This is a genomic window from Burkholderia sp. BCC0322 (genome assembly GCF_902833045.1).
Taxonomy (GTDB): Bacteria; Pseudomonadota; Gammaproteobacteria; order Burkholderiales; family Burkholderiaceae; genus Burkholderia.
In genome coordinates this window covers 267,762-291,669 of the sequence record NZ_CADFDU010000003.1, presented here as the reverse complement: position 1 = coordinate 291,669, position 23,908 = coordinate 267,762, and the positions used below count along the sequence as shown (strand labels likewise).

Below are 23,908 nucleotides of genomic sequence, written 5' to 3'. Positions count from 1 at the left end.
GCTTTTTGGTTGGAGAACCCATGCGAGCCATCATTCTTGCGGCAGGCCTCGGCTTGCGCCTGCAACAACCGCCCGAGGCGCAGTTCCCGAAGTGCCTGCTGCGCTTCGACGACGTTTCGCTGCTCGAGCGCCATCTGCGCGTGCTCGATGCCGCGGGCGTCGACGAGATCGTGCTCGGGCTGGGCTTCCAGTCCGGGAAGGTCGAGCAGGAATTGAAGCGCCTCGGCCGCCAGGCCGAGATCGTGATCAACGACCGCTACGACCTCGGCAGCGTGCTGACCGTGCATACCGTCGCCGATGCGATGACGCGCGACGGCGACGTGCTGCTGATGGACGCCGACGTGCTGTATGACGAGAACATCCTGCACGCGCTGGTGGCCGATGCCGACAAGGCGGTCGACCGCCTGCTGATCGACCGCGACTTCGAGGCCGGCGACGAACCCGTCAAGCTGTGCCTGAAGAACGGCGTGCCGGTCGAACTGCGCAAGCAGCTCGCGGTCGACCTCGACTACGACACGATCGGCGAATCGGTCGGCTTCTTCCGCTTCACCGAAGGCACCGCGCGCCGCCTCGCGGCGATCGTCGCGGGCTACGTCGACAGCGGCCGCGCGAACATGCCGCACGAGGAAGCCGTACGCGACCTGCTGCTCGAAGGCGGTCATTCGTTCGACGTCGCCGACGTCACCGGTTCACCGTGGATCGAGATCGACTTCCCGAACGACGTCGCTCGCGCCACGCAAGAAATCCTCCCCCTGATTCAACGCACCACCGCAGGAGTCGCACGATGAACGCACGCGAACCCAATTTCACCGAATCGCGCAGCGCGCGCCTGCGCCGCATGCTCGTCAGCAGCGACCTCGAATTCCTGATGGAAGCGCACAACGGCCTGTCCGCGCGGATCGTCCGCGAAGCCGGCTTCAAGGGCATCTGGGCGTCGGGCCTCGCGATTTCCGCGCAATTCGGCGTGCGCGACAACAACGAAGCCAGCTGGACCCAGGTCGTCGACGTGCTGGAATTCATGGCCGACGCGAGCGATCTGCCGATCCTGCTCGACGGCGACACCGGCTACGGCAACTTCAACAACGTGCGCCGCCTCGTGAAGAAACTCGAGCAGCGCGGCATCGCGGGCGTCTGCATCGAGGACAAGCAGTTCCCGAAGACGAACAGCTTCATCGACGGCGAACGCCAGCCGCTCGCCGAGATCGACGAGTTCTGCGGCAAGATCAAGGCCGGCAAGGATTCGCAGACCGATCCCGACTTCTCGATCGTCGCGCGCGTCGAAGCGCTGATCGCGGGCTGGGGGATGGACGAGGCGCTGCGCCGCGCGAACGCGTACGCGGAAGCCGGCGCCGACGCGATCCTGATCCACAGCAAGCTGTCGCGCCCGGACGAGATCCTGCAGTTCGCACGCGAATGGAGCGGCAAGGCGCCGCTCGTGATCGTGCCGACCAAGTACTACAGCACGCCGACCGACGTATTCCGTCAGGCCGGCATCAGCACCGTGATCTGGGCGAACCACCTGATCCGTGCATCGGCATCCGCGATGCAGGCGACCGCACGCGAGATCCACGAGAACGAAACGCTGATCAACGTCGAGGACCGCGTCGCATCGGTCAACGAGATCTTCCGCCTGCAGGACGCCGACGAATACTCGGCAGCCGAGCGCATCTACCTGTCGTCGTCGTCGCGCGCGTCGAACGCGGCGATCGTGCTCGCCGCGAGCCGCGGCAAGGGCCTCGAAGCCGTCACCGAAGACAAACCCAAGGTCATGCTGCCGGTCGCCGGCAAGCCGCTGCTGCGCTGGCTCGTCGACGGCTTCAAGAAGCACGGCGTGAACGACATCACCGTGGTCGGCGGCTATCGTGCCGACGCGATCGACACGTCGGGCATCAAGCTCGTCGTCAACGAACGTCACGCGCAGACGGGCGAACTCGCGTCGCTCGCATGCGCGGCCGAACGCCTGACCGGCGACACCGTGATCTCGTACGGCGACCTGCTGTTCCGCAGCTACATCCTGCGCGACCTCGCGGAGAGCGAGGCCGAATTCAGCGTGGTGGTCGATTCGTCGCTCACCGAGCCGACCAACCAGAGCGTGCGCGATTTCGCGCTCTGCACGGCCGAGGACGATCGCGGCCTGTTCGGCCAGAAAACGTATCTGCAGCGTGTGTCGAGCGACGTTGCCGCAGGCACGCCGCACGGCCGCTGGATCGGCCTGCTGAACGTGCGCGGCGCCGGTGTCGACCGCCTGAAGGCGATGCTCGCGACGCTGCAGGCGCGCGACGATTTCGATACGCTCGACATCCCCACGCTGCTCAACGAACTGATCGCCGCCGGCGAGAAGATCGAGGTGCAGTACGTGCATGGCCACTGGCGCGGCGTCAACGATCTCGAAGACTTCCGCCGCGCGGGCGACTTCGCGCACGGCCAGACGCCGCTGTCCGAACCGGGCACCGCCAACGGGGGCGCGCAATGATCGAAGCGGCCCAGTTCGTCGAGGCCGCGCGCGCGCGCGGTTTCGACTGGTACGCGGGCGTGCCCTGCTCGTACCTGACGCCGTTCATCAATTACGTGCTGCAGGACCCGACGCTGAATTACGTGTCGGCCGCGAACGAAGGCGACGCGGTCGCGCTGATCGCGGGCGCGACGCTCGGCGGCAAGCGCGGCATCGCGATGATGCAGAACTCGGGGCTCGGCAACGCGGTGAGCCCGCTCACGTCGCTCACGTGGACGTTCCGCCTGCCGCAGTTGCTGATCGTCACGTGGCGCGGCCAGCCGGGCGTGGCCGACGAGCCGCAGCACGCGCTGATGGGCCCGATCACGCCCGCGATGCTCGACACGATGGAGATCCCGTGGGAGACGTTCCCGACCGACCCGGAACAGGTCGGCCCGGCACTCGACCGCGCGATCGCGCACATGGACGCGACCGGCCGCCCGTACGCGCTCGTGATGCAGAAAGGCAGCGTCGCGCCGTATGAACTGAAAGCGAACCCGGCGGCGAAGCCGCGCGCGCATGTCGCGGCGCAAGCGTCGTCGCGCGCCGCGTCGGCCGACGCCTGGCCGACCCGCCAGGACGCGCTGCAGCGCGTGATCGCGCACACGCCGGTCGATTCGACGGTCGTGCTCGCATCGACCGGTTTCTGCGGCCGCGAACTCTACGCGATCGACGATCGCCCGAACCAGCTGTACATGGTCGGCTCGATGGGCTGCGTGACGCCGCTCGCGCTCGGCCTCGCGCTCGCGCGCCCCGACCTGCGTGTCGTCGCGATCGACGGCGACGGCGCCGCGCTGATGCGCATGGGCGTGTTCGCGACGCTCGGCACCTACGGCCCGGCGAACCTGACGCACGTGCTGCTCGACAACGGCGCGCACGAATCGACGGGCGGCCAGGCCACCGTGTCGCAACACGTTTCGTTCGCGGGTGTTGCTGCCGCGTGCGGGTATGCGTCGGCATTCGAAGGCGACACGCTCGACGTGCTCGATACGGCGCTGGCCGCGCCGGCCGACGGTACGCAATTCGTGCGCCTGGCGATCCGCACCGGCGTGCCCGACGGCCTGCCCCGCCCGACCGTCACGCCGGTCGAGGTCAAGACTCGTCTGATGCGGCACATCGGCGCCGCGCAGACCGAAGCCCACGTTGAAGGAGCCCATTGATGCTGCTGCTGAATCCCGGCCCGGTCACGCTCACCGAACGCGTGCGCCGCAGCCTGCTGCAACCCGACCTGTGCCATCGCGAAAGCGAATTCTTCGATCTGCAGGACGAGGCGCGGGCGCGTCTCGTCGCCGCGTACGAGCTTGATCCGGCCGAGTGGGCGGCGGTGCTGATGACCGGTTCGGGTACGGCAGCCGTCGAGAGCATGATCGCGGCGCTCGTGCCGAAGGACGGCAAGCTGCTCGTGATCGAGAACGGCGTGTATGGCGAGCGGATTACGCAGATCGCGACGCAATATGGCATCGCGCATGACGTGCTGAAGCATGAGTGGATGCAGGCGCCCGATCTCGCGCAGATCGGTGCACGGCTCGATGCGGGTGGGTACTCGCATGTTGCGGTGATTCATCATGAAACGACGACGGGTCGCTTGAACGATCTCGGCGCGATCGCGGAAGTCTGCCGCTCGCGCGGCGTGAAAATGCTCGTTGATGGTGTGAGCAGCTTCGGCGCGGAAGCGATCGATTTCGCCGGTGGCGATATCGATGCCGTTGCCGCGACTGCGAACAAGTGCCTGCACGGCGTGCCGGGTGCAGCGTTCGTGATCGTGCGTCGCAGCGCGCTCGCGAAAGCGGCAAGTCGCACGTATTACCTCGACCTCGGCCGTCTCGCGAAGCTGCAGGATCAGCGGAATACGCCGTTTACGCCGTCCGTGCATGCCTATTACGCGCTTGTCGAGGCGCTGCGGGAGTTTGACGAGGCCGGTGGCTGGCGTGCGCGGCATGCGCATTACAAGGCGCTGGCCGATCAGGCGCAAGCCGGGCTGGCTGCGCGCGGGATGCCGCTGGTGCTGCCGGAGGGTGAATCGTCGGTTGTGCTGCGTGCGTACCGGTTGCCGCAAGGCGTGACGTACGAGACGCTGCACGACGGGCTGAAGGCGCGTGGCTTCGTGATCTACGCGGGGCAAGGCGGGTTGTCGAAGGAGCTGTTCCGCATCTCGACGATGGGCGCGATCCAGGCGGCTGACGTCGATCGGTTGCTGGAGGAGTTCACGGCACTGACGCGGTAAGCGTTCGCCCGTCCCTTCCGTAGTCGGAGAAAGGCCCGCAAGGGCCTTTCTTCATCCTTCGCGGATTTCCCGAAAACACGTACACCGGTTGCCGGCACTCGGCCATCTCCGGCCATGCGACACGCGCTGTCGAGTCCCGACGCCTGCTCGTCACTCGTCTCGACGCGTATCCTTGCGATAATCCGTAGGACTGCTGCCGGTCCAATGTTTGAATGCGCGACAAAAACCGGTGGCGTCGGAAAAACCAAGATCAAATGCCAGCACTGCCACACTGGTGTTCGAGTTTGTCAGCCGATCGACCGCGATATCCCGCCGCAGTCCGTCTTTCACCTGCTGGAAATGGGTGCCTTCTTCCGCAAATCTACGATTGAGCGTGCGTACTGACGTATGCAACGCCTGCGCGAGCGCCTGTATCGTCAGCGGCTGCGCGATATTCCGTTCAAGATGCTCGCGTGTTTTGGCAACAATCGAACCGTGATGAAATACGCTGAAGGTCCAGGCTCCAGGAGCGGCGTTAAGGAAAGCCCATAGTTCGTGCTTTTCGCGTTTGAACGGCTCGGCGCAATCCTGGTACGAGAAATGGATGCTCGTCATCCCGGCATCGAACTGCACCGCCCCGGGAAACAGGAATGCATAGTCTTCAACATACCTGGGCCTGGCGAAGCTGAACTCGACCCGTTGCAGCGCAAGCTCCCTGCCCAGAAGCCAGGACGCTATGCCGTGAGCCAGCTTCATCATCAACTCATGTCCGAGGGGCGTAACCTGCGTGCCAGGCGTGCGCTCCACCAGCGCCAGCCGCACCCGCTCGTTTTTCGTCGAGATCTGCAACCGGTAGTCATCCAGCAGCAAATTCCAGAAACGAACAAAACGATTGAACGCGACCAATACCGTTGGCGCGTCCAGCAGGCTGAGCATCAGGTACTTCAACGTGCCGCCCCTGATCGGCCTGGACCATAGCCCCAGCATCTCGTCATCGAGCGACGCCGCGACCGTCCGATACAACGCGACGTACTGCTGCCGAGTGATTCGTGCATCGGGCTGATTGAGAAGAGACAGCGGGATGGCAGCGCTCGCGAGGACCTGTGCCGCCGCGTCTTCTCCGTGACGCGTGCGAACGGCACGCAACATCCCGTGCAGGAAGTGCGCCGACACTGTGAGAGGACGTTGGCGAGACAGATTCATGATTGAATCATTATGGCGCACTTTGCATATTAATTGGCGCGATGTGCGAATTCCTGACCGGCCTCCTCCCTATACTGACGCGCTATCTTCGTGATTTCTGAACTTCGTGAGAGGTGTCGGATGGCGCATTGCGCCAATTTCCGGCGGCCTGTCTTCATCAGTCAAAAGAGGAGCACCGTTTGAATACGAGACGCATTGTCGTGACTGGCATGGGTATGGTTTCGCCATTGGGATGCGGAGTCGAATCCGTATGGAGCCGCCTCCTGAAGGGTCATTCGGGCGTGGTCGGCTTGCCCGACGACGTCACGGACGGCATTGCGTCTAAGGTCGGCGGCGTCGTGCCCATGCTGACGCCCGACTGCCCATGGGGATTCGATCCTGCCCTCGCGGCGGAACCCAAGGACCAGAAGAAGATGGACCGGTTCAGCCTGTTTGCGCTGGGCGCCGCGCAAGAGGCCTTGCACCAATCCGGGTGGCAACCTGAAACCGAAAACGCTCGCGAAAGAACCGCAACCATCGTAGCGTCCGGCGTGGGCGGGTTCGGTGCCATTGCAGAGGCCGTCAGGATCACTGACGAGCGCGGGCCAAGACGGCTTTCTCCCTTCACCGTACCCAGCTTCCTGGCCAACATGGCCGCTGGCCACATCTCCATCCGCCACGGCCTTCGCGGCCCCCTGGGCGCACCGGTTACGGCCTGTGCCGCCAGCGCACAGGCAATTGGCGACGCAGCGCGCCTGATCCGGGCGGGCGAAGCCGACATTGCCGTGTGCGGCGGCGCGGAGGCCTGCATCGATCGCGTCAGCCTGGGGTCATTCGCCGCGGCAAGAACCCTGTCCGCGGGCTTCAACGATCATCCGGCGCAGGCATCCCGCCCGTTCGATGCCGGGCGAGACGGCTTCGTCATGGGAGAAGGCGCCGGCATGCTCGTCATAGAAGAGCTGGAACACGCGCTGCGGCGCGGCGCCACCCCTATCGCCGAAGTACTCGGTTATGGCACGAGCGCCGATGCATACCATATGACGTCGCCGCCCGAGGACGGTGCCGGGGGACGACGCGCGATGGAACTCGCCCTCCGGCAGGCGAATCTCGAACCTGGGCTGATCGGGCATTTGAACGCCCATGCGACGTCCACGCCCGTCGGCGACATCAGCGAACTCGCGGCCATCAAGACTGTATTTGGAACGGGTCGCGGTCCTGCCGTATCCGCCACCAAGGCGTCGACAGGACATTTGCTCGGGGCTGCCGGCGGCGTGGAAGCGATTTTCACCATCCTTGCGCTACGCGACCAGCTCGCGCCTCCCACGCTGAACCTGACCCAGCCGGACCCGGCAGCGGAAGGCATCGACATTGTCACCGGATCGGCCCGCAGAATATCGACGGAATATGCGATCTCCAACGGCTTTGGCTTCGGCGGTGTCAACGCCAGCCTGGTATTCCGTCGACTTTGATCCGGCTTCGAGCCGAAGGAAACGCTCGAACACCGGCCCCGGCGCCATCATCTGTGACGGACGCGACGGGCTGCAGGTTCGGCGCGCATCCGTTGGCGTTTGCCGAATGAAATCGGGGCCGCGTCGCTCCCGTGAAGCGGGTCCGATGCCGGTGGCGGTACAAAGGCGGTCACGCACTGCGACGATCTTTCCGCGTGCTGAGGTACGCTTCGGGTCGGCAAGCAACATCCACGACAACCCGTGAAGAACCTGTTCCCATCGTGACCACAAGAATCCTCCGCTTCGCCCCGCTGCTGGCGCTCGCCGCCGCCCCCGCCGTTCACGCCACCGACAATCAGCCTTGCGGCGACGATACCGTCACCGCCGTCGCCCGCTGGGCCGGCATCGCAAGTGCCCGCCTTGCCACACGCGACGCGGACCGGCTCGTCGTCGCATCGGCGTGCAAGGTCATGCCGAATGCGCCCGGCACGACGATCGCGGCCGTCGCATTCGATTGGCTTCCCAACAGCCAGAACCCGGACGACAGCACCAAGCTGCAGGTCGTCGCGCTCGTCGAAGGCGGCACGGTCGCGGCGGCCGAAAAGTCGGTGGTCCAGGAGGATGCGGCAACGGAGATCGGCGAGAACAGCTATCAAATCGACACCGCACCCTACCGGCTATCGCCCGACGTACGCGCATTCGGCGTCGTGTTCACGAGCAGCGCACGCGGGCCGAGCTGCCCCGACGCCGACGCGAGCGAGGAGCTCACGCTGTGGGTGCGCGAAGGCAACCGCATTCGTCCGGTGTTCGGCACCAACCGCTACGGGTGGGTCTCCGTCGAAGGTGACGCCTGCGGCCCCGGCGTCGGCGACGCGAGCAGCGAAGATGCCCGCATGACGATCGCCGTCGAGAAAACATCGAGCCACGGCTTTGCCGACCTGTCGATCACGGCGCACATCACGAAGTCGCAACGCAAGGACCGAGAGTACTCGGAGACAGGCAAGCGCACCGCGCGCACGATCGTCCGCTACGACGGAAAGACGTATGGGATCGATATGTTCCGAAACTTCTGGTATTCGCCTGCCGCGATGAAGCGCTTCAAGTGAGGCCAAGGCGGGTCATCGCCCCGCCCGCCTACTCCGCCCGCCTACTCCGCCACCTTCGCTCCGATCGCCTCGCCCGACGCCGGCATCCGCCGCGCGTCGTCACGCACACGCCGCATCTCGCGCGCCGCATAGAGATCCTTCAACCGCAGGAACGGCTTCTCGACGAGGAAATAGCTGGCCGTTGCGGCCAGCAACGCCCACACGATGCCGAGCGGAAACGCATGGGGAACCTGCAGATCCGGATTTGCAAACGGCTGCTGCCAAAGATAAAGACTGAACGAGATCGTGCCGACGAACACGACCGGCCGGGCACGCAACCATCGCGCGCACCAGAACTCGCTACGGAAATTCAGCACGACGATCACGATCGCGATCAGCGCGGCTTCGAGCGTCACGCCGTACGTCGCATTCCAGAACCCGCCGAGCCGATGTTCGGCGAGCGGCATGCCGACCAGCACGATCAAGATGATCGCGGTGGCGATGCGCGCCTCGCCACGCCAGGTACGAATCCACGCTTCGAGCCGTTCGCGGTTGAGCGACGCATAGCAGCCGATCAGAATCGAATCGACGCCCGTGTGAAGCATCATCGCGAGCTGCCCGCGCAGCGCGGGCGCAACGAAATACGTGACCGCGCGCACCAGCGGCACGATCAAAATCAACGCGGCCAGCCAACGCGTCCCGCCGCGACGCATCCCATACACGAACAGCAGCGGCCAGAACCAGTAGAACTGTTCCTCGAGCGCGAGCGACCAGAAATGGCCGAGATACCACGCACCGTCCGGATGCAGCGTGTTGTCTGCCGTCAGCCCGAACCACGCCGAGTAATTCCACAGATGCATCGCCGCATACAGCCACTGCCGGCGGTCGACGTCGAACCAGCCCGCGAAGGCCACGATCGCGACCGCCGCGAGATACACGTAGCAGGCCGGCCAGATCCGCAGCGCACGGCGCACGTAGAACGACGTCAGCGCGATGCCGCCCGTACGCGCGAACTCGGCGCGCAGCACGTTGGTGATCAGGAAGCCGCTGAGGACGAAGAAGATCAGCACGCCGAGCCGGCCGTCGGCGATCAGCCGCAACGGCGCGTACCAACCCGTATAGCCGCCGGGCAGCACGTGCTCGGCGTGTCCGACCACGACCATCGCGACCGCGACGGCGCGCAACCCGGTCAATTGCGTGACGCGATGGTTCATCGGCTGGTTTCCGTTGGCACGGTGGATGGGCAGCAGACCGGCGCCCCGCTTCGGCACGCCGATATGCCGCCGGGATTTTGTATGAAAAATATCGAAATGAAATTAATTCAAAAATCCCCGGGCCCGCACCGGCGGCCGCGCACGCCGTAACGAGCCGACGTCCCGGGCGGCGAATGGGCATAATGACAAGCCTTGTCCGGCGGCGGCCGGCCCGGTGCCAACACAACGTTTTTTGCGGCGGCGCAATATCCGTCGTCCCCCGTTCGAACACCGGCCCGCGCGTCCTCCTCCTGTCGACCCTTACCCGGAGCCTGCCTGTGTACCCACCGATCGAACGCTACGCCCACGGCCATCTCGACACCGGCGACGGCCACCGCATCTACTGGGAGCGCTGCGGCAACCCGGCCGGCAAGCCCGCCGTGTTCCTGCATGGCGGCCCCGGCGCCGGCTGCAGCCCCGACCATCGCCGCCTGTTCGATCCGGAGCGCTACGACATCCTGCTGTTCGACCAGCGCGGCTGCGGGCGCTCGACGCCGCACGCCAGCCTCGAGAACAACACGACGTGGCATCTGGTCGCCGATATCGAGCGCCTGCGCGAGATGGTCGGCGCCGAAAAGTGGCTCGTGTTCGGTGGATCGTGGGGCAGCGCGCTGTCGATCGCGTACGCGGAAACGCACCCCGAGCGCGTGAGCGCGCTGGTCGTGCGCGGCATCTTCACGATGCGTCGCGCGGAATTGCTGTGGTACTACCAGGAAGGCGCATCGTGGCTGTTCCCCGATCTGTGGGAAGAATTCGTTGCACCGATTCCGGAAGCCGAGCGCGGCGACCTGATGGCCGCCTACCATCGCCGGCTGACCGGCAACGACGAAGCCGCGAAGCTCGAAGCCGCGCGCGCGTGGAGCATCTGGGAAGGCCGCACGATCACGCTGCTGCCCGACCCCAAACTCGCCGCGCACTTCGCGGACGGCCACTACGCACTCGCGTTCGCGCGAATCGAAAACCACTACTTCGTAAACCACGGCTTCGTCGAGGAAGGCCAGCTGCTGCGCGACGCGCATCGCCTGGCCGGCATCCCGGGCGTGATCGTGCAGGGTCGCTATGACGTCGCGACACCCGCGCGTACCGCATGGGATTTGTCGAAGGCATGGCCGGATGCGACGTTCGAGATCGTGCCGGGCGCGGGGCATGCGTACAACGAGCCGGGGATCCTGGAAGCGCTGATCGCGGCGACGGACCGGTTCGCCGCGTAAGCGCAGTCAACGCAACGCAATGCAACGCGGTGCGTGCGGCCGTGCCTGCCGGCACGCACACGCACCGCCCGCTCAAAGTGCCGCTTCGACGATCGCCTTGCCGCTGATCGCCCGCTCGACGAGCTGCTCGTCGCCGACCTTGCGGATCGCATCGTCGAGCAGCCCTTCCGGCGCTTCGGTCGCCACCTTCAGCAAGCCAGACAGGCCGCGCGCGTCGAGCACCACCAGCGTCTCCATCGAATCCGCGCGGCTCACGAGCACACGGCGCCACGCCGGCCCCGCGCCGAAGCTCGCGCAGAGCGGAATCGTCTCGCTGCCGAGCGTGTAGTCGAAGGTCTTGATCATGATCCGCCGCCGTTGCAAGGGAATGGCGACGCGCGACGGTGCGGCGCCGTGACGTCGACGCACCCGCGCGTGCCGCCGGCGCCCCGGATCGAGCCCGATCCGTTCGCCGGCATGACCATGCTAGGCGTGCAGTATTAACGAAGACTTAAACGGCATGCGCGCAGGTACGCGGCATGCGTCACGGCGCGTCGAGCGGCTCCACCGTCACGCCGACCTTCAGCTCCTGATCCGCGCCGCCGCCGCGAATCACGCCGCGCAGCGGCGTCACGTCCGCATAGTCGCGGCCGATCGACAGCATCACGTAGTCGTCGCCCGGCGCGCGATCGTTGGTCGGGTCGAGCTGCAGCCAGCCATTGTCCTCGGGCCACGCCGGGTCGTACACCTCGACCCATGCATGCGACGCGTCGGCGCCGATCAATCGCGGCTGCCCGGGCGGCGGCTGCGTAAGCAGGTAGCCGCTCACGTAACGCGCGGCCAGCCCGAGCGAGCGCAGCGCGCCGATCATCACGTGCGCGAAATCCTGGCACACGCCCTTGCGCAAGCGCAGCGCATCGAGCGCCGACGTCGTGATGTCGGTGCTGTTCGGCGTATACGCAAAATCGGCATGTACACGCCGCATCAGCTCCCACGCGGCCTGCACGAGCGGCCGGTGCGGCGTGAAGCTCGAAGCCGCATACGCGGCGAGTTCGGGATCGCACGCGACATGCGGCGACGTAAACACGAATTCGCTCGCCGCGTCGTAGGGTTGTCCTGCACGAAATCGCAAGCGGTCGCGCACGGCCTCCCACGCCATCGTCTGTTTCCCGTCGGGATTCGCGATCGCGGGCGGCGGCTCGCCGCGCGCACCGCGCGACCAGACGGGCGGCGTCACGCGTACCGTGCTGCGGCTGCGCACGAGCAGCGCGTCGTGCGGCTGGTTCAACGCAAACGACGCGCGCGCGTTGCCGAATGCATCGATCTCGGTCCCGACCGACTCCGGCGCGGGATCGATGTCGAGCGCGAACGACAGCACCTGCTGGCGCGGCGTGACGAGCGGTTGCAGGCGTGCCTGGTGCTGCGCCGATTCGACGCGCGCCGCGTAACGGTATTCGGTGTCGTGCGTGACGCGCAGCAACCGGCCGGGAGCAACGGCGGCCGGTGACGTTGCCTGTCGTGCATTGCCGGAGCCTGGCGGCACTTTACCCGCGCCTTTCGTCGTCACCATAACGTCCTGCCCGCTTCGCGCACGTGGCTGAAATAGCGCTCGCCGATCCGGTTCGACAATTCCCAGACCGCCTTCACCGTCGTGTCGAGTGCATCGAGGAGCTTGTCGTGCCGGCCGCCTTCGGCGGTCTCGCACAGCTCGTGCAGCGACCACGCGGGGACGTCGGGAATCGTCTCGGCCAGCTCGGACAGCGCGTAGCCTTCGCTTCGCTCGACCTTCGTCAGCCGGCCGCGCAGCGCCTGCACGACCCAGCCGAGCGAACGCGGGTTGTCGGTATCGAGCACGACGAGCGACAACAGCGGCGCAACGTCGAAGCCGCGCTGAAACCGCGAACGAAACGTGATCGTGCTGTCGAACAGCTCCAGCACGAGCTCGAAGCCGTCCTGCCGGTGCACCGCGCCTTCGTCGAACGCCACCTTCAGCACGCTGCACAGGAAGTCCAGCCGGTCGATCTGCCGGCCGATCGACAGCAACCGCCAGCCGTCGTCGCGCGTCATGTTGTCGGTCTGCGCGCCCGTGATCGCGCCGAGCAGCAGCCCGAGACGCTCCAGCAATTGCAGCGCCTCGTTGCCGATCTGCTCCTCGGCTTCCGGCTGGCCCGCGCTGTCCGCGAACAGCTGGGTCGCGTCGTCGATCAAGCGCCACTGATCGCTCGACAGCCGTTCGCGGATCGCGGCGGCCGCGCCACGCATCCCGAACAGGCAGGACGCAATGCCCGACGTGCGATCCGTGCCGCGCGTCAGCGACGTCGCGAGCGTGTGCTGGAACGCACGCGGCGCATCGACGGCGTTCGGCGCATCGGCCGCGATCAGGCCCGTATCGCGGCACAACGTGTCGAGCAGCTCCAGGTGCGCGGGGCTGTCGACGTCGTCCTCGCCTCGCAGTCGTTCGAGCGCGGCGCGCGCGAGGCGCATCAGGTTGGTTGCGCGCTCGGTATAACGGCCGAGCCAGAACAGGTTTTCGGCCGCGCGGCTCGCGATCGCGCGCGGGCGTTCGACGAGATCGTCGGGGCCGAGGTGCGTCTGCAGCAGCGTCGTCGAATCGACGATGCCTTCGGTCATCACCCACGTATCGACGGTACTGCCGCCGCGCGGCATCGGCGCGTTGAACAGCGTGTCGCGTGTACCGACCCGCGACAGCCCGCCCGGCAGGAGCCGCCAGCGCTTCGCGCCGTCGGCGAGCGCGAAGACGCGCAGCAGCACCGGCTTCGGCACGATGCGCGCGCCGCCGTTGCCGTCGGGCGCGTCCGGGCCCGGCCAGGTCGGCGCCTGCGACAGCGGCAGGTCGGCCTGCACCGTGTAGTGCTCGGGCCGCGCGAGAATCCGCGCGCGCCACTCGGCCAGTTGCGCCTGGGTGAGCCGCGCGCAGATCACCGGCTCGAACGGGCCGCCGGCCTGCACGTCGGGTGGATAGGACGCCTTCAAGATACCGCGCGCGAGCTGCGGGAGTGCGTCGTCGCACGCGGCCGCCTCACCGCACCACCACGAATGCACGGCCGGCAGCGTCAGTGTTTCGCCGAGCAGCCCTTCCGCCAGGCGCGGCATGAAGCCGAGCATCGCCGGCGATTCGAGGAAGCCCGAGCCCGGCGCATTCGCGAGCAGCACGTTACCCGCGCGCACGGCCTGCAGCAGCCCCGGCACGCCGAGCATCGAATCGGGCCGCAGTTCGAGCGGATCGAGCCACGCGTCGTCGACGCGCCGCAGGATGCCGTGCACCGGTTCGAGCCCGCGCAGCGTCTTCAGGAATACGCGGTTGTCGCGCGCGGTCAGGTCGCCGCCCTCAACGAGCGTGAGGCCGAGGTAGCGCGCAAGGTAGGCGTGTTCGAAATACGTCGCGCTGTGCGGCCCCGGTGTGAGCAGCACGATCCGCGAATTCTTGCGGGCCGGGCTGAGCGCCTGCATGCTCTGCAGCAGCGCGCGGTACGCGGACGCGAGCCGCTGCACGCGCAACCCGCGAAACCCGCTCGGAAAGAGCCGCGACACGATCAGCCGGTTTTCGAGAAGGTAGCCGAGGCCGGCCGCGCCCTGCGTATGCTGCGCGACGATCCGCCACTGCCCGTCAGGGCCGCGCGCGAGATCGAACGCGACGACGTGCAGCCAGGTATCGCCCGGCACGCGTGCGCCGCGCATCGCGCGCAGGTAGCCCGGATGCCCGGTGACGAGCGCGGGCGGCAGCAGCCCGCGTTCGAGGATCGTCTGCGGGCCGTACAAGTCGGCCAGCGTCGCGTTCAGCAACCGCACGCGCTGCAGCACGCCGCGCTCGATCGCGACCCAGTCCTCGGGCGTGACGATCAGCGGCAGCAGGTCGAGCGACCACGGGCCGGCCGCGCCGTCGCCGGCGCGCTGCTCGTGCAGTTGATAGAACAGGCCGTTCTCGCGCATGCGCCGGTGCAGCGCGTCGGCACGGCGATCGAGGTCGGCCACGCCGTCGCTGCCGATCGACGTGAAGAAGCTGCGCCACGCGGGCGCGAGCGCAGGTGCGTTCAGGCCCGCCGCACTACCGCGCAGTTCGTCGTAGCGGCCGGCGGCGGCCGGCGCCGCGAGCGCGGCGGCCAGTTCGGCGGCATCCGGCTGCGCGCCGGTATCGAAAAGCGTGGGCATCGCGTCGGGGGCGGCGAGATGATCTGTGTCTATGGGCGGCACGGTGTCGTTCCGTCGTCAGGGCCCGGCCGCGCGCGCCGCCACCCGGGGGGGCGGGCCGCGGCGCGCGGCCGCAATCTGCCCGCATCCTAGCATTCCGGCGGGGCCGCCAGCGACCGGAGCCGCCGGGTATCGCGAACCGCGCATCGTCGTCCGTCCTGTCATCGTCCGGTCACGGCCGCCGCAGGTCGAGCGTGAACGGGAATTCGCGGCTCGGCGCGGCAGCCGCGACATCCATCCGCCCCGGCGTATGCCCCATCTCGACAAAGCGTGCCAGCCGGCGGCTTTCGGCTTCGTACGCATTGACCGGGAACGTCGCGTAGTTGCGCCCGCCCGGATGCGCGACGTGATAGCGGCAGCCGCCGAGCGAGCGCTGCAGCCACGTATCGACGATGTCGAACGTGAGCGGCGCGTGCACGCCGATGGTCGGATGCAGCGCGGACGGCGGCGACCACGCCTTGTAGCACACGCCCGCGACGTATTCGCCGACGGTGCCGGTCGGCTGCAGCGGCAGCGCGCGGCCGTTGACCGTCACGACGTGCCGGTTGTCGTTGAGCCCCGTCACGCGCACTTCGAGCCGTTCGACCGACGAATCGACATAGCGCACCGTGCCGCCGGGCGCGCCCTCCTCGCCCATCACGTGCCACGGCTCCAGCGCGCCGCGCAGCGACAGCTGCATGCCGTTCACCGCGATCTGGCCGAACAGCGGGAAGCGGAATTCGAAGTGCGGCGCGAACCACGCCGGATCGAACGCGAAGCCGGCGTCACGCAGTTCGGTCAGCACGTCGTCGAAATCCATCTGAAGAAACGCGGGCAGCATGTAGCGGTCGTGCAGCGCGGTGCCCCAGCGCGTGAGCGGCGTCGTGTACGGCGCGGCCCAGAAACGTGCGACCAGCGCGCGCAGCAGCAATTGCTGCACGATGCTCATCCGCGCATGCGGCGGCATCTCGAACGCGCGCAGCTCGAGCAGGCCGAGCCGGCCGGTCGACGCATCCGGCGAATACAGCTTGTCGATGCAGAACTCGCTGCGGTGCGTGTTGCCGGTGACGTCGATCAGCAGGTTGCGCAGCACGCGGTCGACCAGCCACGGCGGCATGTCCTGCCCGAACAGCAGCTTGTTGCGCTGGATCTCCGCGAACGCGATGTCGAGTTCGTAGAGCTGGTCGTTGCGCGCCTCGTCGACGCGCGGCGCCTGGCTCGTCGGCCCGATGAACAGCCCGGAGAACAGGTACGACAGCGACGGATGGTTGTGCCAGTACGCGATCAGGCTCGCCAACAGGTCCGGGCGGCGCAGGAACGGGCTGTCGGCTGGCGTCGCGCCGCCAAGCACGAAGTGGTTGCCGCCCCCGGTGCCGACGTGGCGGCCGTCGACCATGAACTTCTCGCTGCACAGCCGCGACTGCCACGCGGCGTCGTACAGGAATTCGGTGTGGTCGACGAGCTCGTCGAAGTTTGTCGCCGGATGGATGTTCACCTCGATCACGCCGGGATCGGGCGTCACCTGCAGCAGCTTCAGCCGCGCGTCGCGCGGCGGCGGATAGCCTTCGAGCACCAGCTTCACGCCGAGCGCGTGCGCGGTCAGCTCGATCGCGCCGAGCAGGTCGAGATAATCTTCCAGCGCGGCCAGCGGCGGCATGAACAGGTACAGGATGCCGTTGCGCACTTCGACGCACAGCGCCGTACGCGTGATCCACGCGGCCGATTCGAAGCGCTCGGGCCGGCGCTGCGGGTCGTGCGCATGCGCGGCATGCCGCCCGCCGGCCGCGCCGTCGTCGCGCCACTGCATCACGGTCTGCGCGGATGCCTCGCGATGCACGCCGGACAGGTAGCGCGGCGCATCGGCGGGGCCGGCGTAGCGCGCGCGGATCGCGGCGGCGTCCGGCAGCGCGGTGCGCGGCGCGAACGGATCGCGCTCGACCAGATACGGATAGTCGGCGCGGCTCGCCCACGGCAGCGAATCGAGCGGCAGCCGATAGCCCATCGGCGAATCGCCGGGCACGAGGTACATCCGCTCATCGCGGAAGAACCACGGCCCCGTCTGCCAGCGCGGCCCGTCAAGTTCCGGCCGATGGCGGCCCTGTGCGTCTTCCGTGCGCTTGACCGGCAGCACGTAGCCGACCACGCTGTCGAGCTGCTGCTCGAACACCTTGCGCAGCCGCGCGCGTTCGAGCTCGTCGTCGAGACGCGAGTCGAACGGGTCGACGTTGACCGGCAGCCGACGCTCGCGCCACAGGTAGTACCAGACGTCCTCGTAGCCGGGCAGGATGAATTCGCCGGTCAGGTTCAGCCGCGCGGCCAGCGCGTCGATGAAGCGCTTCGCGTCGTCTGTCGTATAGGCGGACGGCTCGCGCTCGTCGGCGAACAGCGACGGATCGTGCCACACCGGCTGGCCGTCGGCACGCCAGTAGATCGACAGCGCCCAGCGCGGCAGTTGCTCGCCCGGATACCACTTGCCCTGCCCGAAATGCAGGAAGCCGCCGTCGCCGTATTCGGCGCGCAGCCGCTGCACGAGCTCGGTCGCATAGCCGCGCTTGGTCGGGCCGAGCGCGTCGGTATTCCACTCGGCGCCGTCGCGATCGTCGATCGACACGAAGGTCGGCTCGCCGCCTTGCGTGAGCCGCACGTCACCGGCCGCGAGCGCGCCGTCGACCTGCGCGCCGAGCGCCAGCACGCCATCCCATTGCGATTCCGTGTACGGCTTCGTCACGCGCGGCGATTCGTACACGCGCGTCACGGCCATCTCGTGCTCGAACGACACCTCGCACTCGTCGATCAGCCCCTCGACCGGCGCGGCGCTCGTCGGCTGCGGCGTGCAGGCCAGCGGGATGTGGCCTTCGCCGGCGAGCAGGCCCGAGGTCGGGTCGAAGCCGATCCACCCGGCGCCGGGCAGGTACACCTCGCACCACGCGTGCAGGTCGGTGAAGTCGACCGACGTGCCGCTCGGGCCGTCGAGCGACTTCACGTCGGGCGTGAGCTGGATCAGGTAGCCCGACACGAAACGCGCGGCGATGCCGAGATGGCGGCACAGCTGCACGAGCAGCCATGCGCTGTCGCGGCACGAGCCCGAGGCCAGTTCGAGCGTCTGCTCGGGCGTCTGCACGCCCGGCTCCATCCGCACGAGATAACCGATGTCGCGCTGCAGTTGCTGGTTCAGCGCGACGAGGAAGTTCACGGTGCCGGCCGGCGTACGGTCGACGCCGTCGACGTACGCGCGAAACAGCGGCGCCGCGCTCGTCTGCGGATCGCACGCGAGATACGGCGCGAGTTCGGTCTTCAGCGCGTCGTCATAGCGGAACGGGTACTGCTCCGCGCTGGCTTCGAGGAAGAAGTCGAACGGGTTGTACACCGACATCTCGGCGACGAGGTCGATCGTGATCTCGAAGTGCTCGGTGCGCTCCGGGAACACGAGCCGCGCGAGATAGTTCGAGAACGGGTCCTGCTGCCAGTTGATGAAGTGCTGCGCGGGCTCGACCGTCATCGAATACGCGAGGATCGGCGTCCGGCAGTGCGGCGCGGGACGCAGACGCACGACCTGCGGGCCGAGGTTGACGAGCCGGTCGTAGCGATAGCGGGTGGTGTGATGCAGCGCGACGTGGATGGACATGGGAGCTCGGTTCGGGTTGGGCCGGCCGCGCGCCGCGTCGCGCTCGATGCGACGCGGCGGCCCGGCCTGGCGGATTCGGCGAAAGCGTGCGCGAGGTCAGACGAGCTCGGGCGTCTGCACGACGCTGATCTCGACGCCGACGGCCGTCGCGCCGAGCCCCGTCACAGGTTGCGCGTCGCGATAGTCGAGGCCGACCGCGATGCGCACGTAGCGCTCGTCCGGGCAGCGATTCATGAACGGATCGAACCCGACCCAGCCAAGCCCCTCGACATAGGCCTCGGCCCACGCATGGCCGGCCGGTTGCTGCATCAGCCCGGCCGTTTGCTGCTGCGCGCCAAGCGCCGGCTGCGGCAGCCCCTGCGACTGCGCGGCATGCGACGCGCCGAGCGCCTGCTGCATGCCCTCGCCGCTCTGCAGCGCGAGCGCCTCTTCCTCCTCGACGTCGCCCGCGTTCTGCTTCGCGTCGGCGATGCGCTGCATCGCGCTGTCCGCCAGCACGTAGCCCGAGATATAGCGCGCGGGAATCTTCAGCACGCGCGCGGCCGCGATGAACGCGTGCGCATGGTCGCGGCTCGTGCCCTCGCCGCTTTGCAGCGCCGTTTCGGCATCGACGGGCGCGTCGGCGGCCAGGTTCGGCGCATACGCAATGCGGTCGTGCACTTCCGTCATCAGCCAGTGCAGCGCGTCGAGGCTGCGCGGCTCGATCGGCAGCGCCTGCGTAAGCGCACGCACGGTGTCGCCCGCCTTCGTGAGCGCGGTCTCGCGCTCGAAGATCCACGGCGGCGCATAGCCTTCAGGATTGCCGATAATGCCCGAGCGGTCCTGCGTCTCGACGACGCCGGCCGCGATGACGACGATCTCGGCCTTCGCGTCGCGGTCGTGCCGCACGAGGTCGATCCGGTTGCCGAGCCCGTCGGCATAAGACAGCGTCGGCTCGACGCCGTCGATCGTGACCTGCCACGCGCGCACCGTCTGCCCGGGGCCCGACTGCGGGCGCAACCGCAGCCGTTGCAGCGCATGGGTGGCTTGATCGTCGAACTGATAACGCGAGATGTGTCGGATGGCGAGTCGCATGGCAAGTCTCAGTCGAAGTTGTAGGCCTGGGCGATTTCGAGCCCGAGGCTGTTGTTACGGCCGATGAAGTCGGTCAGGAACTCGTGCAGGCCGCTCTTGAAGATCCGCTCGACCGAGGTATCGGACAGCATTTGCAGGATCTTCGTGGCCGTGTCGTGACACGGGTGTGTCACGCCGTAATCCTTCGCGAGCAGGTTCAGGCTCGACACGACGCGCCCGTAGCAATAGCGCAGCGAACGCGGCATGCGGCCGTTCAGGATCAGGTAGTCGGCGATGTTCATCGGCTTGTACTGCACGTCGTACACCCAGCGGTACGAACGGTGCGCGGCGACGCAGCGCAGGATCGTCTCCCACTGGTAGTTGTCGAGGATCGTGCCGACGTGCGACACCGACGGCAGCAGCAGGTGGTATTTGACGTCGATGATCCGCGCGGTGTTGTCCGCGCGCTCGACGAACGCGCCGATCTGCGCGAAATCGAAGATCTCGTTGCGCAGCATCGTGCTGTAGAAGCTGCCGAGGATCAGCGCGGTTTCGCGCTTCACCTGGTCGAGCACGGCCGGCACCTCGCTTTCCGGCACCGGCTGGGCGAGCGCGCGGCGCAGCGCGAGCCACGCGCCGTTCACGCTCTCCCACGCCTCGCGCGTGAGCGCCGTGCGCACCATCCGCGCATTCGAGCGCGCGGCCTCGATGCACGACAGCACGCTCGACGGGTTGTCGCGGTCGCGCAGCAGGTAGTCGGTCACGGTATCGGCCGCATACGCGTCGTATTTCTGCCGGTAGCCGTCGTCCGTGCCCGAGCTGACGAGCACCGACGACCATTCGGCCGGCGCGTCGGACGTGCGCGTGAGCGCCATCCGCAGCCCGGCATCGACGATGCGCGCGATGTTCTCCGCGCGCTCGATATAGCGGTACATCCAGTAGAGACCGCTTGCAGTACGTCCCAGAAGCATCTCGTGTCCACTCCGTCTTCATTCGGTTCGCGCGCCGGCTCCGGCGCACGGGGTCGCGTCCGGCTCAGTCGGCCAGCACCCAGGTGTCCTTGGTGCCGCCGCCCTGGCTCGAGTTGACGACGAGCGATCCTTCCTTCAGCGCGACGCGCGTGAGCCCGCCCGGCGTGATGCGGATCCGGTCCGACACCAGCACGAACGGTCGCAGGTCGACGTGGCGCGGCGCGAGGCCGGCTTCGGTCAGGATCGGCGTCGTGGACAGCGCGAGCGTCGGCTGCGCGATGTAGTTCGCGGGGCGCGCGCGCAGCTTCGCGGCAAAGGCTTCCAGCTCGGCCTTCGACGCGCACGGACCGACCAGCATCCCGTAGCCGCCCGAGCCGTGCACTTCCTTCACGACCAGTTCGTCGAGATGGTCGAGCACGTATTTCAGGCTGTCGGCTTCGCCGCAGCGCCAGGTCGGCACGTTCTCCAGCAGCGCCTTGCGGCCCGTGTAGAACTCGACGATCTCCGGCATGTACGAGTAGATCGCCTTGTCATCGGCGATGCCCGTGCCGGGCGCGTTCGCGATCGTGATGTTGCCCGCGCGGTACACGTCCATGATCCCCGCGACGCCGAGCACCGAATCGGGGCGGAACGTGAGCGGATCGAGGAACGCGTCGTCGACGCGGCGGTACAGCACGTCGATCGGCTGGAAGCCTTCGGTCGTGCGCATCGCGACGCGGCCGTCGATCACCTGCAGGTCGCTGCCCTCGACGAGGTGCACGCCCATCTGGTCGGCGAGGAACGAATGTTCGTAGTACGCGGAATTGTGGATGCCGGGCGTGAGCACTGCGACGGTCGGGTTGTCGGCGTTGCCGCCCGGCGGGCACACGGCCGCGAGCGACTGGCGCAGCATCTGCGGATAGGTCTCGACCGGGCGCACCTTCACCTGCTGGAACAGCTCCGGGAAGAGCTGCATCATCGTCTCGCGGTTTTCCAGCATGTACGACACGCCGGACGGCGTACGCGCGTTGTCCTCCAGCACGTAGAACTCGTTCTCGCCGGTGCGCACGATGTCCACGCCGATGATGTGCGTGTAAACGTTGCCGGGCGGCCGGAAATCGATCATCTCCGGAATAAACGCTTCGTTGTGCGCGATCAGGTGCTTCGGCACGATGCCCGCGCGCACGATTTCCTGGCGATGGTAGATGTCGTCGAGGAACGCGTTGAGCGCCATCACGCGCTGCTCGATGCCGAGTGACAGCCGGCTCCATTCGGCACCCGAAATGATGCGCGGGACGATATCAAACGGAATCAGCCGCTCGGCGGCCTCCGCGTCGCCGTAGACGGCGAACGTGATGCCCGTCTTGCGGAACACGCCTTCCGCGTCGTGGGCTTTCTGGGCGAGGCTCGCGGGATTCTGCGTGTCGAGCCACTGCTTCAGGCGCGCGTAGGGCGGCCTTACCATGTCGCCGGATTGCAGCATTTCATCGAATGGCTTCATCGATCTTTTCTCCATCGATCGTTTTCCCCGGCATTGCGCATGCCGGACCGGCGTAATGAATGCTTTGCAAGGAACGTGCCTTGCGCGATCCCATCGATATCCCCCCGTTTTTGCGCCGCGTCAGGCACGCCCGCGCGGCATTGCGCACCACAACGGTGCAACCCCGGACGCGACGGGCGGCCGCGGTGCGCCGCGAACGCGCACGGCCGATGCTGCGCCGCGTCTTTCGAACATAGTTCCCCCGCGTGTCACGAATGTGCAATCTGCACTGCACAAAAAACGGGCCGCCCGGGCGCCGGACCACCGGAACGAAAGGATGGGAAGGCGGGCCGGCACGCACACGGCGCAACCGGCCCTGGGGGAAGTACCGTCTGCGGCCGCACCGGCAGTTCGACGCAATGAACTGTCCGGTTAGCCGGGTCCGGCACCTCAACGCTATGCAGCCGTAATCCCGCCGACAACGCCCATGCATATTTCGACTGACACCCATCGAAAAAAAACATCGGGTCGACCGGCGCGAGGCGCGGTACGCTAGAAAGTTCGTGCAGCAAACGGTGCCGCCGCCTTTCAGGCGCCCGACTATAAAAAGCGAAGATCGAAATGGAAGCAAAGTGGCTGGAAGATTTCCTGAGCCTTGCGGATACCAAGAGCTTTTCCCGGGCCGCGCGTAACCGGCACCTCACGCAGTCGGCATTCAGCAGACGAATTGCCGCACTCGAAACCTGGATGGACGCAAAGCTGGTCGACCGGAGCATCAACCCGATCACGCTGACGCCGGCCGGCCAGATGTTCCGCGGGCTTGCCGCGGACATCCTGCGCAGCATGTATGCGGCGCGCAATCTCGTGAACGGCTACGACCAGTTCGCGGCCAGCGATCAGGTCGTGCGTTTCGCGGTTGCCCACACGCTCGTCTTCACGCTGTTTCCCGAATGGCTGAAGCAGCTCAACGGCGAGGTCGGCCACGTGACCGCGCGCGTCAACGCGGTCAACGTCCCGGAAGGCGTGCAGCAACTCGTCGAAGGCGAATGCGACCTGCTGCTCGGCTATCACCATCCGCAGTTGCCGATCGTGCTCGACCCGAACCACTTCCCGTTCGTCAGCCTCGGCGTCGAACGGATCCTGCCCGTGTCGACTCCGGATGCGCGCGGCAAGCCTGTGTTCCAGTTGCCGGGCACCCCCGATGCACCGCTGCCGCTGCTCGCGTATTCGTCGGGCGCGTTTCTCGGCAACATCGTCGAGATGCTGCTGCTGAATGCCACCGAGCCGTATGTGCTGCACCGGTGCTTCGAGACGCACATGTCCGAGGCCCTGAAGGGCATGGTCGTGGCCGGGCACGGGATCGGCTGGCTGCCGGAAAGCTGCGTCGCGAAGGAACTCGCGGAAGGCACGCTCGTGTGCGCGGGTTCCGGCGACTGGATCACCGAGCTCGAGATCCGCCTGTACCGGTCGGCCCGCAAGCGCGGGCTCGCGGCCGAGCAACTGTGGACCTACATCATGAACCGGCCGCGCGCGGCGGTCGAAGGTGCGGCTGACGCGGCCGCACCAGCGGCCGCACCGGCGATGCGCATCGCGCGGCGCAGCGCGGGCGGCAGTCGCTGATCTTCGCGTTCGCGTCGTTCGCGCAGACGACGCGAACGCGAGCACGGATTGCGGCAATCCGGTATGCGCATGCATCCGCGTCGCGCCGTTTCCCGGCGAACGCGACCCTCTCCCCGCAGCAAGCAGCGATCCCGCCGTAG

17 protein-coding genes are annotated in these 23,908 nt (G+C 67.3%); 8 read left to right on the top strand and 9 right to left on the bottom strand.

Translation table 11 applies throughout. The features are described 5' to 3' along the window. The first annotated feature begins 20 nt into the window (after positions 1-20). The 4 genes from HWX39_RS11690 to HWX39_RS11675 are packed head-to-tail and all read left to right on the top strand — an operon-like array spanning position 21 to position 4,715. A complete protein-coding gene (locus HWX39_RS11690) occupies positions 21-788 on the top strand; it encodes a phosphocholine cytidylyltransferase family protein (RefSeq protein ID WP_175968237.1) in 768 nt (255 codons plus the stop codon). Continuing rightward, positions 785-2,473 carry a phosphoenolpyruvate mutase gene (gene aepX, locus HWX39_RS11685; RefSeq protein ID WP_175968236.1) on the top strand — a complete coding sequence of 563 codons (1,689 nt, stop codon included), beginning with the start codon at positions 785-787 and terminating at the stop codon, positions 2,471-2,473. The genes HWX39_RS11690 and aepX overlap by 4 nt, the downstream gene beginning before the upstream one ends. After that, positions 2,470-3,651, top strand: coding sequence for a phosphonopyruvate decarboxylase (gene aepY / locus HWX39_RS11680; RefSeq protein WP_175968235.1), 1,182 nt, complete (start codon positions 2,470-2,472; stop codon positions 3,649-3,651). Before aepX ends, aepY begins: the two co-directional genes overlap by 4 nt. Further along, positions 3,651-4,715, top strand: coding sequence for a 2-aminoethylphosphonate aminotransferase (locus HWX39_RS11675; protein WP_175968234.1), 1,065 nt, complete (start codon positions 3,651-3,653; stop codon positions 4,713-4,715). Before aepY ends, HWX39_RS11675 begins: the two co-directional genes overlap by 1 nt. A 150-nt stretch (positions 4,716-4,865) precedes the next feature. Here HWX39_RS11675 and HWX39_RS11670 read toward each other — a convergent pair whose 3' ends face one another. After that, positions 4,866-5,897: an AraC family transcriptional regulator gene (locus tag HWX39_RS11670; RefSeq protein ID WP_175968233.1), complete on the bottom strand. Its 1,032-nt coding sequence runs from the start codon at positions 5,895-5,897 to the stop codon at positions 4,866-4,868. A 179-nt stretch (positions 5,898-6,076) separates the two neighbouring features. Here HWX39_RS11670 and fabF point away from each other — a divergent pair, with 179 nt between their 5' ends. Beyond that, positions 6,077-7,345 (top strand): beta-ketoacyl-ACP synthase II, encoded by a 1,269-nt coding sequence (fabF, locus tag HWX39_RS11665; protein WP_175968232.1) that lies wholly within the window; start codon positions 6,077-6,079, stop codon positions 7,343-7,345. Between the two features lie 260 nt (positions 7,346-7,605). Next, positions 7,606-8,430: a multidrug ABC transporter ATPase gene (locus HWX39_RS11660; RefSeq protein ID WP_175968519.1), complete on the top strand. Its 825-nt coding sequence runs from the start codon at positions 7,606-7,608 to the stop codon at positions 8,428-8,430. 41 nt (positions 8,431-8,471) lie between these two features. Here HWX39_RS11660 and HWX39_RS11655 read toward each other — a convergent pair whose 3' ends face one another. Next, complete coding sequence (locus HWX39_RS11655; protein WP_175968231.1) at positions 8,472-9,623, bottom strand: acyltransferase; 1,152 nt, start codon at positions 9,621-9,623, stop codon at positions 8,472-8,474. A gap of 317 nt (positions 9,624-9,940) precedes the next feature. Between HWX39_RS11655 and pip the strand changes: the two genes are divergently transcribed. Beyond that, positions 9,941-10,873, top strand: coding sequence for a prolyl aminopeptidase (gene pip / locus HWX39_RS11650; protein ID WP_175968230.1), 933 nt, complete (start codon positions 9,941-9,943; stop codon positions 10,871-10,873). 72 nt (positions 10,874-10,945) lie between these two features. Here the strand turns inward: pip and HWX39_RS11645 are convergent, their stop codons facing one another. From HWX39_RS11645 to HWX39_RS11615, 7 genes are all read right to left on the bottom strand, one after another. Continuing rightward, positions 10,946-11,218 (bottom strand): hypothetical protein, encoded by a 273-nt coding sequence (locus tag HWX39_RS11645; RefSeq protein WP_069259665.1) that lies wholly within the window; start codon positions 11,216-11,218, stop codon positions 10,946-10,948. 178 nt (positions 11,219-11,396) lie between these two features. Next, positions 11,397-12,422 (bottom strand): transglutaminase family protein, encoded by a 1,026-nt coding sequence (locus tag HWX39_RS11640; RefSeq protein ID WP_175968229.1) that lies wholly within the window; start codon positions 12,420-12,422, stop codon positions 11,397-11,399. After that, positions 12,416-15,022: a circularly permuted type 2 ATP-grasp protein gene (locus tag HWX39_RS11635; protein WP_175968227.1), complete on the bottom strand. Its 2,607-nt coding sequence runs from the start codon at positions 15,020-15,022 to the stop codon at positions 12,416-12,418. Before HWX39_RS11635 ends, HWX39_RS11640 begins: the two co-directional genes overlap by 7 nt. A gap of 211 nt (positions 15,023-15,233) precedes the next feature. Continuing rightward, complete coding sequence (locus HWX39_RS11630) at positions 15,234-18,665, bottom strand: transglutaminase family protein (protein ID WP_175968216.1); 3,432 nt, start codon at positions 18,663-18,665, stop codon at positions 15,234-15,236. Positions 18,666-18,761: 96 nt separating this feature from the next. Further along, the gene (locus HWX39_RS11625) at positions 18,762-19,739 is read right to left on the bottom strand and encodes a transglutaminase family protein (RefSeq protein ID WP_175968214.1); all 978 of its coding nucleotides are present in this window, start codon (positions 19,737-19,739) and stop codon (positions 18,762-18,764) included. Positions 19,740-19,747: 8 nt separating this feature from the next. Beyond that, positions 19,748-20,689 (bottom strand): alpha-E domain-containing protein, encoded by a 942-nt coding sequence (locus HWX39_RS11620; protein WP_175950574.1) that lies wholly within the window; start codon positions 20,687-20,689, stop codon positions 19,748-19,750. A 64-nt stretch (positions 20,690-20,753) separates the two neighbouring features. Further along, positions 20,754-22,169, bottom strand: coding sequence for a circularly permuted type 2 ATP-grasp protein (locus HWX39_RS11615; protein WP_175968212.1), 1,416 nt, complete (start codon positions 22,167-22,169; stop codon positions 20,754-20,756). Between the two features lie 600 nt (positions 22,170-22,769). Between HWX39_RS11615 and HWX39_RS11610 the strand changes: the two genes are divergently transcribed. Continuing rightward, positions 22,770-23,768, top strand: a complete 999-nt coding sequence (locus HWX39_RS11610) for a LysR substrate-binding domain-containing protein (RefSeq protein WP_175968210.1) — start codon at positions 22,770-22,772, stop codon at positions 23,766-23,768. The last annotated feature ends 140 nt before the right edge of the window (positions 23,769-23,908 follow it).

What these genes read in the sequence shown, in the direction of transcription:
- HWX39_RS11615 (WP_175968212.1), bottom strand. Translation starts at nt 22,169, where the DNA reads ATGAAGCCATTCGATGAAATGCTGCAATCCGGCGACATGGTAAGGCCG.
- aepX (WP_175968236.1), top strand. Translation starts at nt 785, where the DNA reads ATGAACGCACGCGAACCCAATTTCACCGAATCGCGCAGCGCGCGCCTG.
- HWX39_RS11635 (WP_175968227.1), bottom strand. Translation starts at nt 15,022, where the DNA reads ATGCCCACGCTTTTCGATACCGGCGCGCAGCCGGATGCCGCCGAACTG.
- HWX39_RS11670 (WP_175968233.1), bottom strand. Translation starts at nt 5,897, where the DNA reads ATGAATCTGTCTCGCCAACGTCCTCTCACAGTGTCGGCGCACTTCCTG.
- HWX39_RS11630 (WP_175968216.1), bottom strand. Translation starts at nt 18,665, where the DNA reads ATGTCCATCCACGTCGCGCTGCATCACACCACCCGCTATCGCTACGAC.
- HWX39_RS11675 (WP_175968234.1), top strand. Translation starts at nt 3,651, where the DNA reads ATGCTGCTGCTGAATCCCGGCCCGGTCACGCTCACCGAACGCGTGCGC.
- HWX39_RS11690 (WP_175968237.1), top strand. Translation starts at nt 21, where the DNA reads ATGCGAGCCATCATTCTTGCGGCAGGCCTCGGCTTGCGCCTGCAACAA.
- HWX39_RS11640 (WP_175968229.1), bottom strand. Translation starts at nt 12,422, where the DNA reads ATGGTGACGACGAAAGGCGCGGGTAAAGTGCCGCCAGGCTCCGGCAAT.
- HWX39_RS11620 (WP_175950574.1), bottom strand. Translation starts at nt 20,689, where the DNA reads ATGCTTCTGGGACGTACTGCAAGCGGTCTCTACTGGATGTACCGCTAT.
- HWX39_RS11625 (WP_175968214.1), bottom strand. Translation starts at nt 19,739, where the DNA reads ATGCGACTCGCCATCCGACACATCTCGCGTTATCAGTTCGACGATCAA.
- HWX39_RS11655 (WP_175968231.1), bottom strand. Translation starts at nt 9,623, where the DNA reads ATGAACCATCGCGTCACGCAATTGACCGGGTTGCGCGCCGTCGCGGTC.
- aepY (WP_175968235.1), top strand. Translation starts at nt 2,470, where the DNA reads ATGATCGAAGCGGCCCAGTTCGTCGAGGCCGCGCGCGCGCGCGGTTTC.
- HWX39_RS11610 (WP_175968210.1), top strand. Translation starts at nt 22,770, where the DNA reads ATGGAAGCAAAGTGGCTGGAAGATTTCCTGAGCCTTGCGGATACCAAG.
- HWX39_RS11645 (WP_069259665.1), bottom strand. Translation starts at nt 11,218, where the DNA reads ATGATCAAGACCTTCGACTACACGCTCGGCAGCGAGACGATTCCGCTC.